Source organism: Microbacterium sp. GW821-FHT01D02 (assembly GCF_059422585.1).
Map to the genome: position 1 here is coordinate 986,637 of NZ_JBWKXB010000001.1, position 14,431 is coordinate 1,001,067.

Annotated in this window: 14 protein-coding genes; 8 read left to right on the plus strand and 6 right to left on the minus strand. The window is 71.0% G+C overall.

All coding sequences use genetic code 11. From position 1 onward, the window contains the following. Positions 1-167 precede the first annotated feature (167 nt). The 5 genes from AC07VM_RS04845 to AC07VM_RS04865 all read left to right on the plus strand — a co-directional run bounded on the left by AC07VM_RS04845 (position 168) and on the right by AC07VM_RS04865 (position 3,986). Positions 168-797, plus strand: a complete 630-nt coding sequence (locus AC07VM_RS04845; RefSeq protein WP_494910195.1) for a hypothetical protein — start codon at positions 168-170, stop codon at positions 795-797. Beyond that, positions 797-1,444 carry a hypothetical protein gene (locus AC07VM_RS04850; RefSeq protein ID WP_494910196.1) on the plus strand — a complete coding sequence of 216 codons (648 nt, stop codon included), beginning with the start codon at positions 797-799 and terminating at the stop codon, positions 1,442-1,444. The genes AC07VM_RS04845 and AC07VM_RS04850 overlap by 1 nt, the downstream gene beginning before the upstream one ends. Beyond that, positions 1,444-2,217, plus strand: coding sequence for a hypothetical protein (locus tag AC07VM_RS04855; protein WP_267416022.1), 774 nt, complete (start codon positions 1,444-1,446; stop codon positions 2,215-2,217). Before AC07VM_RS04850 ends, AC07VM_RS04855 begins: the two co-directional genes overlap by 1 nt. Continuing rightward, positions 2,214-2,450 (plus strand): helix-turn-helix domain-containing protein, encoded by a 237-nt coding sequence (locus AC07VM_RS04860; protein ID WP_267416024.1) that lies wholly within the window; start codon positions 2,214-2,216, stop codon positions 2,448-2,450. Before AC07VM_RS04855 ends, AC07VM_RS04860 begins: the two co-directional genes overlap by 4 nt. 111 nt (positions 2,451-2,561) lie before the next feature. Next, a complete protein-coding gene (locus AC07VM_RS04865; protein WP_494910197.1) occupies positions 2,562-3,986 on the plus strand; it encodes a dicarboxylate/amino acid:cation symporter in 1,425 nt (474 codons plus the stop codon). Positions 3,987-4,052: 66 nt separating this feature from the next. Here AC07VM_RS04865 and AC07VM_RS04870 read toward each other — a convergent pair whose 3' ends face one another. Further along, positions 4,053-5,786 (minus strand): cation:proton antiporter, encoded by a 1,734-nt coding sequence (locus tag AC07VM_RS04870; protein WP_494910198.1) that lies wholly within the window; start codon positions 5,784-5,786, stop codon positions 4,053-4,055. Positions 5,787-5,839: 53 nt separating this feature from the next. Between AC07VM_RS04870 and AC07VM_RS04875 the strand changes: the two genes are divergently transcribed. Together AC07VM_RS04875 and AC07VM_RS04880 are read left to right on the plus strand one after the other, a co-directional pair. After that, the gene (locus AC07VM_RS04875; protein ID WP_494910199.1) at positions 5,840-6,886 is read left to right on the plus strand and encodes an LLM class flavin-dependent oxidoreductase; all 1,047 of its coding nucleotides are present in this window, start codon (positions 5,840-5,842) and stop codon (positions 6,884-6,886) included. 135 nt (positions 6,887-7,021) lie between these two features. Next, a complete protein-coding gene (locus AC07VM_RS04880; protein ID WP_267416029.1) occupies positions 7,022-7,231 on the plus strand; it encodes a methyltransferase in 210 nt (69 codons plus the stop codon). 45 nt (positions 7,232-7,276) lie between these two features. Here the strand turns inward: AC07VM_RS04880 and pheA are convergent, their stop codons facing one another. Next, positions 7,277-8,227: a prephenate dehydratase gene (gene pheA, locus AC07VM_RS04885; RefSeq protein WP_267416030.1), complete on the minus strand. Its 951-nt coding sequence runs from the start codon at positions 8,225-8,227 to the stop codon at positions 7,277-7,279. Between the two features lie 78 nt (positions 8,228-8,305). Here pheA and pgm point away from each other — a divergent pair, with 78 nt between their 5' ends. Next, the gene (gene pgm / locus AC07VM_RS04890; protein ID WP_494910200.1) at positions 8,306-9,949 is read left to right on the plus strand and encodes a phosphoglucomutase (alpha-D-glucose-1,6-bisphosphate-dependent); all 1,644 of its coding nucleotides are present in this window, start codon (positions 8,306-8,308) and stop codon (positions 9,947-9,949) included. Between the two features lie 69 nt (positions 9,950-10,018). Here pgm and AC07VM_RS04895 read toward each other — a convergent pair whose 3' ends face one another. The 4 genes from AC07VM_RS04895 to AC07VM_RS04910 form a co-directional block, all read right to left on the minus strand. Continuing rightward, complete coding sequence (locus tag AC07VM_RS04895) at positions 10,019-11,125, minus strand: glycerate kinase (RefSeq protein ID WP_494910201.1); 1,107 nt, start codon at positions 11,123-11,125, stop codon at positions 10,019-10,021. Beyond that, on the minus strand, positions 11,122-12,192 hold the full coding sequence (locus AC07VM_RS04900) for a LacI family DNA-binding transcriptional regulator (protein ID WP_494910202.1): 1,071 nt from the start codon (positions 12,190-12,192) through the stop codon (positions 11,122-11,124). Before AC07VM_RS04900 ends, AC07VM_RS04895 begins: the two co-directional genes overlap by 4 nt. A gap of 85 nt (positions 12,193-12,277) precedes the next feature. Continuing rightward, positions 12,278-13,156: a sugar phosphate isomerase/epimerase family protein gene (locus AC07VM_RS04905; protein WP_494910203.1), complete on the minus strand. Its 879-nt coding sequence runs from the start codon at positions 13,154-13,156 to the stop codon at positions 12,278-12,280. After that, positions 13,153-14,430, minus strand: coding sequence for a dihydrodipicolinate synthase family protein (locus AC07VM_RS04910; protein ID WP_494910204.1), 1,278 nt, complete (start codon positions 14,428-14,430; stop codon positions 13,153-13,155). The genes AC07VM_RS04905 and AC07VM_RS04910 overlap by 4 nt, the downstream gene beginning before the upstream one ends. Between the last annotated feature and the right edge of the window lies 1 nt (position 14,431).

The following is a 14,431-nucleotide window of genomic DNA, read 5'->3' on the forward strand; positions in this document are numbered from 1 at the left end:
CTCTGACGGTTCTCTGCGCCTGTACATCGAGAGTAACCACCAGGCAGGGCACGTATGCCCGTGTTCGCCGTGGGCATACCGGGGGTTGACCGAGTTATCGACAGTCGTTATGTTAACGACAGTCGATAACAACGAGTCCGGAGCGGACCGTGCAGGAGGGGGACGACATGACCGAGGCACCGACGGCGACCAGAGCTGCGAGCCTGGTGGAGAAGACCGTCCTGGGCGTCATCGCCGGAGCCGCGGGGGCCATCGCCGTGGTCGACCTCGTGGGCAGCGGCATCCGTTCCGCCGTCCTCCTGACGAGCACGGCGATCACGATCCCGTCGATGCCGCTGCGTTCGGTCGACGCACCCGCGGTGCTCGCCGCATCCTCCAACATCTCCGGAGCGCAGTACGACTCCGTCACCCTCACCACCGTGGGCCTGAGCCTGTCTCCCCGCCTGCTGCTCGCGATCGCCGACGGTCTCGCCGTCCTGGGTCCGGTCGTGCTGTGCATCGCGGTCGCCTGGTTGTGCGTGCGCCTCTTCATCGGCCGCCCCTTCGGCACGACGGCCACCTGGGGCATCGGCGTCGCCGCCCTCGCCGTCATGGCGGGTGGCCTGCTGAGCCAGGCGGTGCGCGCCAATGCGTTCAGCGAGATCGCCTACGAGCTGGACCTCGCATCCGCGGGGGTTCCGACATTCGAGATGTCGATCGATCTCGCTCCGCTCGGCTGGGCATTCGCGCTCGCGGTCGTCGCCGGCGCCTTCGAGATCGGACAGCGCCTGCAGCGCGACACGGAAGGACTCGTCTGATGACCAGCACCGCCTCCACCAGTGCCAGCACCCGCTCCGAGAAGGCGGATGCGATCACCGTGATCCTGTATGCCGCCGTGGCGCTGGTCACGGTCGGGCTCGCCACCGTTCTGCGCGTCGGCAGCACCTTCCGCGAGACCGGGATCGCCTGGACGGTCCCGATCGACCAGCAGCCGATCACGGCATCGGCCGACTCGGGCACGATCTCCATCGAGGGGTTCGCCGACGAGGCGCTGATCATCGCGAACGACGTGAACACCGTGTCGGTCGTCGCGATCATCGCCGCCATCGTGCTCTGGGCTCTCGCGGCCGTCCTGGTCATCGCCGGGGTGACCCTGGTCGCCCGGAACTTCCTGCGAGGGCGGTTCTTCGTCCGGGCGAACGTCTGGGCGTTCAACGCGATCGGCTGGACGCTCGTCGGCGCACCGATCCTGATCGTGATGCTGGAGACCATGGGGCGCAACGGCGTCACCACCGCTCTGGGCATCGGCCCCGGAGAGCCCGCGCATCCGCTCGAGTTCTGGACCATCGCGCCCTTCTTCGCGACCGGGGTGACGGTCGGGCTGATCGCCGTCGCGTTCCGCCGCGGCATCCGCCTGCAGCAGGAGAAGATCGCGCTCGAGAAGGAAACGGAAGGACTCGTCTGATGCTCGCCTTCAGCTCCAGCACCGATCTCGGTCCCGCTCTCGCGTTCATCGGCCTCGGACTGCTCCTACTCGGCGCCGTCGCGGGGGTCACCATCTGGCGCGGGCGCAGGCGCGGGAGCACGACGCTCGTCATGGACGTGGCTCTCACCTTGAGCGGGTGGTGGGTGTCGCTGGGGCTGCTCGGCCTCGTCATCAACACCGTGAACATCATCGCCGGAAACGTCGGCTTCGAGGCGGGCACCTCCGTCAGCATGCCGTGGCCCTCCGGCGTCCCGTGCGATCCGACCGGGCTCGGCGACGAACCCGCCCTGTCCTGCGGATCGGGGTCGCTCACCTCTCCCTTCATCCTCAACAGCAGCATCGGCATCCGCCTTCTGGTCGCGCTGAGCCAGGTCTGCACGACGGCGCTCAGCCTGGTTCCGGCGGTGCTGATCGGCGTCGTCTGCTTCCTGACACTGCGTGGGCGCCCGTTCGCCCAGACGATCGTGCGCGCACTGTATGCCGGTTCGATCACCGTGCTCGTGCTGGGAATCGCTGCCGGAGTGCTTCCGGAGATCAGCGGGGTCCTCGCCCTGCGCGAGGCCGTGCCGCAGGACAGCGAGCTGTACCCGATGACCTTCCAGCTCGGGCTCTCCCTGCCTGCCATCGGCGGGGCACTCGCCCTGGCCGTCCTCGCCGCGGTCTTCAGCCAGGGCATGCGCCTCGAGCAGGAGCGCGCGCGCCTGCAGCAGGAGACCGAGCGCCTGCAGAAGGACACGGAGGGCCTGGTGTGAGCCCGGCCGAGAGCGACGACGAGTTCACCGGCATCCACTGCCGACTCGACGAGCTGCTCGCCGACCGAGGGATGACGCTCACCGAGCTGAGTGCCGCGGTCGGCGTGAGCATCGTGAACCTGTCGGTGCTGAAGAACGACCGCGCCCGCGCGATCCGGTACTCGACGCTGCGGGCGATCTGCGAGGCGCTCGACTGCGAGGTCGGGGAGCTGCTCGTGCTCGCCGAGCGCTGACGCAACAGCCGCGTCATTGTTCGTCATCTCCGCCCAGGGAATTCTCAGGAACTCTTAGCGTTGAGCCTCATGGCGTGCACTCGGCGCGCCGCGATTCTGGAGTCCCCCTCAATGAGCACCACCGCACGCGCCCAGAAGGCGCCTGATACCCGCGGACCGGTCCGGAAGCTGCTGACCTCGTTCGGCTTCCAGATCCTCGCCGCCCTCGTCCTCGGCATCGCCGCCGGTCTGATCGGCCGCCAGCTCGGCGCCACGGCGGACAACCCGACCGGCCTCTCCGCCACGCTGGACACGATCGGCAACTCGTACGTGACGCTGCTGCGTGCCGCCGTCGTCCCGCTGATCTTCACGGCCATCGTCGCGAGCATCTCGAACCTGCGCCGCGTGCAGAACGCCGCGCGTCTGGCCGGCCAGACGATCCTGTGGTTCGCGATCACCGCGTTCATCGCCGTGATCATCGGCATCGGGCTCGGCCTCGTGATCCAGCCGGGCAACCGCGCCGGCGAGGGCCTCGAGACCGGTGACCCGTACACGGTCGGCACCTGGTGGAACTTCCTGCTGGGCCTGATCCCGCAGAACTTCCTCGGCCTCACCGTCAGCACCTCGCCCGGCGCCGCCGACGGCACCTTCTCCTCGAGCGTGGGCTTCAACATCCTGCAGGTCATCGTGGTCGCGGCCGTCGTCGGCATCGCGGCGCTCAAGGCCGGCAAGAAGGCGGAGCCCTTCCTCGTCTTCACCGAGTCGCTGCTGAAGGTCATCCAGCGTGTGCTGTGGTGGATCATCCGCATCGCCCCGCTCGGCACGTTCGGCCTCATCGGCTCCGCCGTGATCAAGTACGGCTGGGAGAAGCTCGCCGCCCTCGGCTGGTTCGCCGCCGCGATCTACATCGGCCTCGCCCTCGTGCTGTTCGTCGTCTACCCGATCCTGGTCAAGACGCACGGCCTGTCGATCAAGCAGTACTTCTCGGGTGTCTGGCCGGCCGTGCAGCTGGCCTTCGTCAGCCGCTCCTCGATCGGCACGCTGCCCCTCACGGAGCGCGTCACCGAGCGCAACCTCGGTGTGCCCCGCTCGTACGCGTCGTTCGCCGTTCCGCTCGGCGCGACCACGAAGATGGACGGCTGCGCCGCGATCTACCCGGCCATCGCCGCGATCTTCGTCGCGCAGTTCTTCGGCATCGAGCTCAACTTCGTGCAGTACCTGCTGATCGTGATCGTCTCGGTCGTCGGCTCGGCCGCCACCGCCGGCACCACGGGCGCGGTCGTCATGCTCACGCTCACGCTGTCGACCCTGGGCCTGCCGCTCGAGGGCGTCGGCCTGCTGCTCGCGATCGACCCGATCCTCGACATGGGCCGCACCGCGGTCAACGTCGCCGGTCAGGCACTGATCCCGACGATCGTCGCCAAGCGCGAGGGCATCCTGAACGAGGAGCTCTACAACGCGCCGCGCGAGGGCCTGCCCTTCGCCGACGACTCCGGCGACGACGACGCTCCGGAAGCGGGTGCCGCCTCGGACAAGGAGCCGGTCAGCGCCCGCTGATCGCACTCCCGCCGCACGCAGAGCGCCCCGCCCCTTTCTCGGGGGCGGGGCGCTCTCATGTCCGCGTCAGGCGCGTCCGGGCTGACGCGTGGCACCGCGGGTGTCGAGCGCGAGCTCCTCGGCATCCATCGCGGCGATCAGCTCGCGCATGACCTCCTCGTCGAGGTTCCCGGCGTCGCGCTCGGCGAGCAGGATCTCGCGGCGCACCTGCAGCCAGCCCCTCGACAGGGCGACGAGGTCTTCGTACGACGGCCGGCTCGCGGCGTCCTCCACCTTCTGCGCCTCATCGGTGTCCTTCTCCACCCGGGTCATGCGCCTCGTGAACGCATCGAACACGCTGAGGTCGACCTCGCCGTACTTCGCCTCCCACTCGACGCGCTTCTCGGCGAGGTAGGCCTTGCCCGCCTCGCGGCTCTTCTGCCGGACGGCCTCGAGGGCGATCCGATCCTCTTCCTCGTCGACGTCGCTGGCGATGCCGAGCGCGCGGATCAGCATCGGGAGCGTCAGCCCCTGGATCAGCAGGGTGCCGACCGTGACGATGAAGGCGACGACGACGATCGCGTGCGAGGCCTCGGCATCGAGCGTCGCGAGGTCGGCCGCCGCCACCGCGATCGCGAGCGTGACCACGCCGCGCATCCCGGCCCAGGAGATGACGGCGCTGTCTTTCCAGGTGAGCTGGAGTCCCGCCATCTGCTCGCGCACGATGTGGGAGCGCAGCTCATCCGCCGTGTAATTGCTCCATCGACGCGACTTCCGGTGACGCTTCTCGAACTCGCCGGCCTCGACGCCGCGGTCCCACCGTTCGAGCCGCTTGCGGTCCTGGAAGTTCGCCCACGCGCTGGTCGGGTAGATGTAGAGCGGACGCACGACGAGCACCACGAGCAGGACCGCACCCGAGAGCAGCAGGATCTGCCCCACGGACTCGCTGCCGAGGTCGCGGAGCACGCGCGGGAACTGCAGCCCGATGTACGCGAAGACGAAGCTCTCGAGCAGCAGGTCGGCGGAGAGCCACAGCGGCTTCTCCTGCTGACGGGTCGTGTAGTCGGTGCGCGGGGAGTTGTACCCGACGTAGAGGCCCATCGCGACGACGGCGAGCACGCCGGATCCGAGCAGGTGCTCGGCGATCGCGTAGGCGCCGAACGGGGCGAGGAGGCCGAACGTGCCGATCACGACGGGATCGCTGATGCGGGTGCGCAGCTGGTGCAGGACGATCCCGAACACGAGCCCGACCGCCACACCGACGCCGACGGCGACGAGGAACTGCCAGATCCCGCCCCAGACCGAGACGCTCGCGCCCGCGATCGTCAGCGAGGCAAACACGCGGTACAGCGTGAGCGAGGTCGCATCGTTGATCAGGCTCTCGCCGGAGAGCACGGTCATGATGCGCCGGGGCAGACCGAGTCGACGGCCGATCGCCGCGGCGGACACCGCGTCCGGCGGGGCCACGATCGCGCCCAGCAGCAGGGCACCCGGGAGGGTGAGGGACGGCAGGATCCACCACGCGACGAAGCCGACGGCGAGCGCAGTGAGCAGCACGAGCCAGATCCCGAGGCGGCGGATCTGCGGCAGGCTGCGCTTGAACCCGACGAACGACACGTCGAGCGCGGCCGAGTACAGCAGCGGCGGCAGCACCAGGCTCAGCAGCACGTGCCCGTCGATGTCGAGATCGGGCACGAACGGCAGGAAGGACGCGGCGAGCGCCACGATCGTCACGAGCAGCGGTGCCGGCCATCCCCGCCAGCGCGCGAACGCGGCGATGGCGACCGACCCGACGAGGACGTAGAAGATGCCTGCTTCCATGCCATAACGGTAGCGGGGGAATGACGGCATACAGCCGCGCGTTGCAGGGAAGGATGCCCGCTACAGCTCTCTCCGTCCTCGACCTCGTCCCGGTTCGCACCGGCCAGACCAGCGCCGAGGCCATCGCCGCCTCCCTGTCCCTCGCCGAGACCGCCGACCGCCTCGGCTACCGCCGGTACTGGTTCGCCGAGCACCACAACATGCCGGCCGTGGCATCCACCACTCCCCCGGTGCTGATCGCCGCCGCGGCCACCCGCACCTCGCGGCTGCGTCTCGGCTCGGGCGGCGTGATGCTCCCCAACCACGCCCCGCTCATCGTCGCCGAGCAGTTCGCCGCCCTCGAGGCGATCGCCCCGGGTCGCATCGACCTGGGCCTCGGCCGCGCTCCCGGCAGCGACCCCGTGATCACACAGCTGCTGCGTGGCTCGGGCACCACGAGCGACGTCGAGCAGTTCCCGCGCCACGTGCAGGACATCGCGGCGCTGCTCTCCGGCGACGGAGCGACCGTGCGCTTCACCTCGGGCGGCGAGTACACCGTGCGGGCGACACCGTCCGCGACCGGCTCCCCCGAGGTGTGGCTGCTCGGGTCGAGCGACTACTCGGCGCAGCTCGCCGCCTCGCAGGGCCTGCCCTACGTGTTCGCGAACCACTTCTCCGGCCAGGGCCTGGAACGTGCGCTCGACCTGTACCGCACCGGCTACCGTCCGAGCGAGGAGCACCCCGAGCCGCGCACCTTCCTCACCGTGAACGCGGTCGCCGCGCCCACGCAGGAGGAGGCGGAGGCCCGTGCCCTGCCGCAACTGCGGATGATGGCGCGCCTGCGCCTGAACCAGCCGCTGGTCGCCCTCGAGACGGTCGAGGAGGCGCTCGCCGCCCCGACGGATCCTGCCACCGACGAGGTCGTGCAGGCCGCCCGCTCGCGCTGGTTCGTCGGCACGGGCGAGAGCGTGGCCGCCGAGGTTCGCGCCTTCGCCGAGCGGTACGGGGTCGAGGAGGTCATGCTCTCGCCGGTCGCCGGTGCCTACGAGGCCGAGGCGAAGGACGACTCTCCCGGTCGCGCACAGACGCTCGAGCTGATCGCCGCCGCCCTCCCGGTCTGACCGCCCCCGCCGCTCGCCGTCCTGTCAAGCCCTGGCTTTCCGGGTACGGCAGGCGTAGCGTCGCGAACAGTTCCGTCGACAGGGGCGTCGCCCCTCGGCGAGCGCACTGTCTGCGGCAGCGGAAGGAGTTCGATCATGAGCACCACCAAGACTCTCGCCCTCTGGGTCGCCTACGGCCCGAACGGGGTGGTCGGCAGCGTCCGCCACGACGAGGACGGATACACGGTCACGATGGTCGGGTCAGACGCCTCGACCGGCACCTATCCGAGCCTCGCCTCGGCGAAGGGCGCCCTGCACTCGCACATGGCTCCGGGCAGCGACTGGCCGCGTTTCCAGGAGCACTGAACCACGGCATCCGTCTGACCGTGCTGGGCGGTCGGGCGGGTGACGTCAGACTTCCGGTTCGCCGGAGACGATGCCCCGCAGCCAGTCACGTGCCTCGACGAACACGTCGTCGGAATAGCGGTCCGGGTACTGGACGATCTGCCGGTCGGCGCGTGGGTACGACCCGAGGAACACGACGCGGGGGCTGAAGCGGCGGATGCCGAGCAGCGCGTCGGCCATCCGCTCGTGCTCGATGTGCCCGTCCGCGTCGATCACGAACCGATAGCGACCGAGCTCGTCGCCGATGGGCCGCGACTCGATCAGCGACAGGTTGATGCCGCGGGTCGAGAACTGCTCGAGCATCTCGAGGAGGGACCCGGGGTGATCGTGCGGGAGCTCGACGATCAGCGAGGTCTTGTCGGCGCCGGTCGGCTCCGGCGAACGGGTCGTGCGCGTCACGAGGACGAAGCGGGTCACGGCCTGCGCGTTGTCGCCGATGCCCTCCGCGAGGACCTCGACGTCGTAGTGGTTCACGATGCCCGGCGCGGCGATCGCGGCCTGCGCGGGGAGCGTGCCGTCGAGCACCCCGATCGCGGAGGCGACGTTGCTCGCCGCGGGGATGTGCGAGTGGGAGGGCACGTTCGCGCCGAGCCAGCCGTGGCACTGCGCGTACGCGACCGGATGCGCCGCGATCACCTCGACCTGGTCGAGTGTGGTGCCCCGCGGGGCGACGAGCACGAAGTTCACGCGCACCAGGTACTCGCCGATGATGCGCAGACCCGGGAGGGTCGCGAGAGCGTCCTGCGTCGTGGAGACACCGCCCTCGATCGAGTTCTCGATCGCGATCATGGCGGCGTCGCTGCGGCCCTCGAGCACGTCGGCGAGGGCCTCGCCCACGTTGTGCACGGGACGCCATTCCTGACCGCGGGCCTCGGCCACCTGATCGAGCGCCGCCTCCGTGAAGGTTCCGGCAGGGCCGAGATAGCTGTAGGTGCGGCGTTCAGTCACGGGTTTCACCTTAGCCCTCGCCGGCCCGGCCGATCTTCGGATGACATCCCGGATGCGGTCCTGCCGATCAGGGGGCAGACTGAGGATATGACCAGCCGTGCCGGCCTCCCCGCGGAGGAAAGTGACCTGATCGACGTCGACGAGCTGATCGCCGCCTACTACGACCGCACGCCGAACCCGGAGGTCGCCTCCGAACGGGTCGTGTTCGGCACCAGCGGCCATCGCGGCTCGTCCCTGTCGAACAGCTTCAACGAGAACCACATCCTCGCCACCACGCAGGCGATCGTCGACTACCGCACCGCGCAGGGCATCAGCGGCCCGCTGTTCCTCGGCCGCGACACCCACGCGCTGTCGCTGCCCGCCGAGCGCAGCGCGATCGAGGTGCTGCTCGCGAACGGTGTGGACGTGCGTGTCGACTCGCGGGACTCCTGGGTCCCCACTCCGGCACTCAGCCACGCGATCCTCACCTACAACCGCGACCTCGCGGCCGACGACCCGGGTCGCGCCGACGGCATCGTGGTCACCCCCTCGCACAACCCGCCGCGCGACGGCGGCTTCAAGTACAACCCGCCGCACGGCGGCCCCGCCGACACCGACGCCACCGGCTGGATCGCGGATCGCGCGAACGCGCTGATCGCCGCAGGGCTCGAGGGCGTCAAGCTCGAGCGCTTCGCCGACATCGACTGGGACGCGATCACCGGCTACGACTTCCGCGACGCCTACGTGCGCGACCTGCCGACGATCATCGACATCGACGCGATCCGCAACGCCGGAGTGCGCATCGGCGCCGACCCGCTGGGCGGCGCGTCCGTCGAGTACTGGGCGCTGATCGCCGAGATGCACGACCTCGACCTCGACGTCGTGAACCCCGAGGTCGACCCGACCTGGCGCTTCATGACCCTGGACTGGGACGAGAAGATCCGGATGGACCCGTCGTCGCCCTCGGCGATGGCATCACTGGTCGCGAAGAAGGGCTCCTACGACGTCCTCACCGGGAACGACGCCGACGCGGATCGGCACGGCATCGTCACGCCGGACGCCGGGCTGATGAACCCGAACCACTACCTGGCCGTCGCGATCGACTACCTGTTCTCGCACCGCCAGGGCTGGCCCCGCGACGCCGCGATCGGCAAGACGCTGGTGTCGTCGATGATCATCGACCGCGTCGCCGAGTCGCTCGGCCGCCGTCTACTGGAGGTTCCGGTCGGGTTCAAGTGGTTCGTGCCGGGACTGCTCGACGGCTCGGTGGCGTTCGGGGGCGAGGAGTCCGCTGGAGCGTCGTTCCTCCGCAAGGACGGCTCCGTGTGGTCGACCGACAAGGACGGCATCCTGCTCTGCCTGCTCGCGGCCGAGATCATCGCCGTGACCGGCAAGACCCCGTCGGAGCGCTACGCCGAGCTGGAGCAGGCGTTCGGCGCCTCCGCGTACCAGCGCGTCGACGCTCCCGCGACCCCCGAGCAGAAGGCGACCCTGGGGAAGCTCGCCCCCGAGACCGTGACGGCGACCACGCTCGCCGGCGAGGACATCACCGCGAAGCTCTCCCACGCCCCGGGCAACGGCGCCGCGATCGGCGGCCTCAAGGTGCAGACCGAGCACGCCTGGTTCGCGGCACGCCCGTCGGGCACCGAAGACGTCTACAAGCTGTACGCCGAGAGCCTGCGCGGCCCGGAGCACCTCGCCGAGGTGCAGGCCGAGGCGCGCGCCGTGGTGTCCGCCGCGCTGGAGGGCTGAGAGCCGCGTCGAGCGCCCCGTCCCGCTCGCGTCAGGAACGGCGGCGCGGGTCAGGAACGGCGGCGCGGGTCAGGATGCGGCGCGGGCCAGGACGGCCCCGGCGTCGCGCAGCCACCGGGCGGGTTCGGCGAGCGCGGCATCCGCCGACCCGGCGAGATCGGTGAGTGACGCGGAAGCGGAGAACAGGGCGGTGTCGGCGTCGGCGGTGATGCGTCCGGCGGCGAGCATCGCGCGAGCGCCCGCCTCCGCGGCGAGCCCCGCCAGGTACGAGGGCACCTTGCCGTCGCCGGACTGTCCGTCGTAGGACCCCTCGCCGGTGACGACGACATCCGCGAGGGCGATCGCCTCGGTCAGGCCGATGAGCTCGGCCACCTCGGCGGCACCCGGGGCGAGCACGCCGCCCCACATGCGGAGCGCGGCACCCGTACCACCCGCGGCGCCGTTGCCGGGGCCGGACGGGTCGACGTCCAGCAACTCTGCGAGTCGACCCAGCCCGGCGTCGACGAGCGCGATGTCCTCCGCCGCGCGCAGCCCCTTCTGCGGACCGAACACCGCGGCGGCACCGCGCGGGCCCGTGAGCGGGTTCGTGACGTCAGTGAGCACCCGCACCTCCGGCGCCGCGCGCAGCTCGGTCAGGTCGACCGAGGCGATGTCGGCCAGCCCGCGCGCCCCGCGTGCGACCGGAGCGCCGGCGGCGTCGAGGAACCGCGCGCCGAGCGCCGCGAGCATCCCGGCGCCGCCGTCCGTGGAGGCGCTCGACCCGATGCCGACGACGAGGCGGGAGACGCCGTGATCGAGGGCCGCGGCCATGGCCTGTCCCAGCCCGGTGGTGTCTGCGTCCCAGGGGCGCAGCTCCGCCAGCAGCTCGATGCCCGAGGTCGAGCCGAGGTCGACGACGGCGGACCCGGATGGGGCGTCCGCCGTCGGCGGGAGGAGCAGCCAGGCGGTGTCGATCCGCGAACCGGCGGGTCCGTCGACCGACACCGGGATCCGTCGCGCGCCGGGCACCGCCGCCGCGAACGCCGCCACCGTGCCCTCTCCGCCGTCCGCCATGGGCCGGTGCACGAACTCGGCGGCCGGGTCGACCGATGCCCAGCCCTCGGCCAGCGCGGCCGCGGCATCGGCCGCCGTGATCGTGCCCTTGAAGCTGTCCGGCGCCAGGACGACCCTGGTCAACTCGCGATCCCCGGCGTGCTCGCACGCACGACGATCTCGAGCGGCAGCGGCGCCTGCACCCAGTCGCTGTCGACCGTCGCGCGGAACGCCTGGTATCCGACCTCGCTCAGCGGCACGCGCACCGTCGTCAGGGCCGGTGCCACATCGCTGCTCGCGGGCACATCGTCGAAGCCGCAGACCGCGATGTCGGCGCCGACCTCGCGACCGGAATCACGGATCGCGGACATCGCGCCGATCGCGACGACATCGCTGATCGCGAAGACCAGCGTGCCCGCCGGAACCCCCTCGGCGAGAGCCGCCGTCATGGACACCGCCCCGGAATCGCGCCGGAAGTCTCCCCGGTGCACGGCGGCGATCGCCCCACCGGCCGCCTCGAACCCGGCACGGAATCCCGCCAGACGATCGTCCGAGGTGCGCACGCCCTCCGCGGCTCCGAGCACGACGGCGGACCGGTAGCCGAGCTCCGCCATCCGCCTTCCGAGGGCCTCGGCGCCCGCACGGTTGTCGATCTCGATGCGGCGCTCTCCGTCGCCGTCGGGTCCGAAGGCGACGACCCGACCGCCCAGACGCGCGAACTCCGCGAGCTCGTGCGCCGTGTCCGCCTCCATCGGCTCCTGCGTGCGGGACGCGGCGAGGATCAGTCCCCGCGGCCGCTGTCCGCGCAGTGCCCGGACGATCCGTGCCTCGCGTGCCTGGTCGCGCTCCGTGATCGCGATGGTCACGACCAGCCCGTGCTCGTCGGCGCCGCGCGCGACTCCCGAGGCGATGAGGCCGAAGTAGGGGTCGGCGATGTCGGCGACGAGCAGGGCGATGACGGGCGAGGTGCCGCGGGCGGTCGCCTGCGCCGAGACGTTCGTCGTGTAGCCGAGCTTCGCGGCGGCGGACTCCACGCGTTCGCGGAAGGACTCCGCGACCTTGCGCTCGGATCCGTTGAGGACGCGCGAGGCGGTGGCCAGGGAGACGCCGGCCTCGCGAGCCACGTCGTGCAGGGTGGGTGCGGCCGCGCGGCCGTGACGAGGGGCGCGGATCGTGGACGACCGCTCCGCGGACGATGCGGGCTTTGTCATGCCCCAGAGCCTACTTCCCGACACGGCCGCACGTCGGTCACGCCCGGCCGGGAGCATGACCGACGCGCGGATGCCGGAGACGTGCTCACCCGAGGTGCGGGGAGACGGCGGCGGCGAAGGACTCGACGGTGCGGCGCACGACGTTCTCCGGAGCATCCGCCCACACGTCCGCGTTGAAGATCTCGACCTCGATGTCGCGGTCGTATCCGGTGGCGATCACCGCGCCGGTGAGCGAGGCGAAGTCGATCACGCCGTCGCCCGTGTAGTGCCGCGAGAGCAGCACGTCGGCCGCGAGCGGCGTCTTCCAGTCGCACACCTGATACGTGGCGATGCGGCCCTCGCGACCGGCCCGCGCGATCTGCTCGAGCACCTGCGGGTCCCACCAGATGTGGAACGTGTCGACCGCGGCGCCGACCACCTCGGGCTCGAAGTCGGCGGCGATGTCGAGCGCCTGCCCGAGCGTCGACACGACAGCGCGGTCGGAGGCGTACATCGGGTGCAGCGGCTCGATCGCGAGCGTCACTCCGGCGGCCTTCGCGTCCGGAGCCAGCACGCCGATCGCATCGCGGACCCGCTCGCGCGCCCCGATGAGGTCGCGCGATCCCTCGGGCAGACCGCCCGCGACGAGCACGAGCACCGCGGTCGACCCTGCGGCGCCGGCAGCGGCCAGCGTCGCGGTCTCCTCGATGGCGCGGCGGTTGTCGTCGAGGGCACGCTCACGCTCCGGACCGACCGGAAGCGTGAAGAACCCGCCGCGGCAGTGCGTCGAGAAGCGCAGCCCCGAGTCGGCCAGCATCCGGGCGGCGACGTCCAGGCCGACCTCGTTCACCGGCTCGCGCCAGAGGCCGATCGACCGCACGCCGGCATCCGCGGTGACCCGCAGGGCCGTCGCGAGGTCGGCGTGCTTGATGGTCGCCTGGTTGATCGACAGCCGCGGGTCGGGCGTCGGCGAGGAGGGGCTCATGCGTCCACTCCGTTCAGGCGCAGCATGCCGTGCCACCGTTCGCGCGCGAGGTCGGGCTGCTCCAGCGCCAGCGACGTGTTCGCCAGCTCGACGATCCGGCTCAGGTGGGGCAGGCTGCGCGCCGAGTGCAGGCCGCCGACCATCTGGAACGCGGGCTGATGCCCGTTCAACCAGGAGAGGAACGCGACACCCGTCTTGTAATAGAAGGTGGGCGCCGCGAACACCTGTCGGCTGAGCTCCTCGGTCGGACCGAGGATGCGCAGGTACGCCTCGGGGTCACCGGCATCCAGCGCCTGGATCGCGGCCGACGCGACCGGGGTGATCGCGGCGAACGCGCCGAGCAGCGCGTCGGAGTGCGTGCGCACGCCCGCTGCGTCCCCCGAGTTGTCTCCGAGTGCACGGCCTGTCGCCGAGTGCACGGCCTGTTCACGCGAAATACCCGTGCGCTCGGCGAGGTCCCGTGCACTCGACGAGCCAGCCGCGGCACCGCCGATCAGGGACACGTAGTTGAAGTCGTCGCCGGTGAACATGCGCACGCCCTCGGGGAGGCGCTCGCGGACCGAGATCTCGGACTCCGCGTTGAGCAGGCTCATCTTCACGCCGGCGACCTTGTCGGGGTTCTCGGCGATCACCTCGAGGAGCACGTCGGAGGCGGCCCGCCAGTCGTCGGAACCGAAGTAGCCGGCGAGCTCGGGGTCGAAGGCGGTGCCGAGCCAGTGCAGCACCACGGGCACGGTCGCGCGCGACAGCACCTCGCGGTACACGCGGCGGTAGTCCTCGGCATCCGTCGCGACACGGGCGAGGTGACGGGAGGCCATCAGCACCGGGCCGGCGCCCTGCTCCTCGGTGAAGTGCAGCTGCTCGAGGTAGGCCGCGATCACCTGGTCGAGCGAGATGTGCGTCTCGGCGATGTGATCGGTGTTGACGCCGACGACGACGGAGCCGCCCTCCTCGCGGGCAACCTCGGCCGTGCGGGAGATCAGCTCGCGGGTGGCCGCGGCATCCAGGCCCATGTTGCGCTGCGCGGTGTCCATGGCGTCGGCGACGCCGAGCCCCCAGGAGTAGACGTTGCGGCGGAACGCGAGAGTCGCCTCCCAGTCGATCTCGGCCGGCTGACCGGGGGTGTTGTCGGCGTGCACCTTCGGCACGACGTGCGCGGCGGCGTAGGCGATACGGCTCCGCAGCGGGGAGGTCGGACGCGCATAGGCGCCGGAGTCGTTCAGCGCGACGTCGCCGGTCTCACCGTTCGCGCGGAGGAGTCGGAGGGTGCTCATC

Excerpts from the sequence above, each read along its gene's own strand:
- AC07VM_RS04875 (WP_494910199.1), top strand. The coding sequence starts at position 5,840 with ATGCCCGCTACAGCTCTCTCCGTCCTCGACCTCGTCCCGGTTCGCACC.
- AC07VM_RS04905 (WP_494910203.1), bottom strand. The coding sequence starts at position 13,156 with ATGAGCCCCTCCTCGCCGACGCCCGACCCGCGGCTGTCGATCAACCAG.
- AC07VM_RS04850 (WP_494910196.1), top strand. The coding sequence starts at position 797 with ATGACCAGCACCGCCTCCACCAGTGCCAGCACCCGCTCCGAGAAGGCG.
- AC07VM_RS04900 (WP_494910202.1), bottom strand. The coding sequence starts at position 12,192 with ATGACAAAGCCCGCATCGTCCGCGGAGCGGTCGTCCACGATCCGCGCC.
- AC07VM_RS04870 (WP_494910198.1), bottom strand. The coding sequence starts at position 5,786 with ATGGAAGCAGGCATCTTCTACGTCCTCGTCGGGTCGGTCGCCATCGCC.
- pgm (WP_494910200.1), top strand. The coding sequence starts at position 8,306 with ATGACCAGCCGTGCCGGCCTCCCCGCGGAGGAAAGTGACCTGATCGAC.
- AC07VM_RS04855 (WP_267416022.1), top strand. The coding sequence starts at position 1,444 with ATGCTCGCCTTCAGCTCCAGCACCGATCTCGGTCCCGCTCTCGCGTTC.
- AC07VM_RS04880 (WP_267416029.1), top strand. The coding sequence starts at position 7,022 with ATGAGCACCACCAAGACTCTCGCCCTCTGGGTCGCCTACGGCCCGAAC.
- AC07VM_RS04865 (WP_494910197.1), top strand. The coding sequence starts at position 2,562 with ATGAGCACCACCGCACGCGCCCAGAAGGCGCCTGATACCCGCGGACCG.
- AC07VM_RS04910 (WP_494910204.1), bottom strand. The coding sequence starts at position 14,430 with ATGAGCACCCTCCGACTCCTCCGCGCGAACGGTGAGACCGGCGACGTC.
- AC07VM_RS04845 (WP_494910195.1), top strand. The coding sequence starts at position 168 with ATGACCGAGGCACCGACGGCGACCAGAGCTGCGAGCCTGGTGGAGAAG.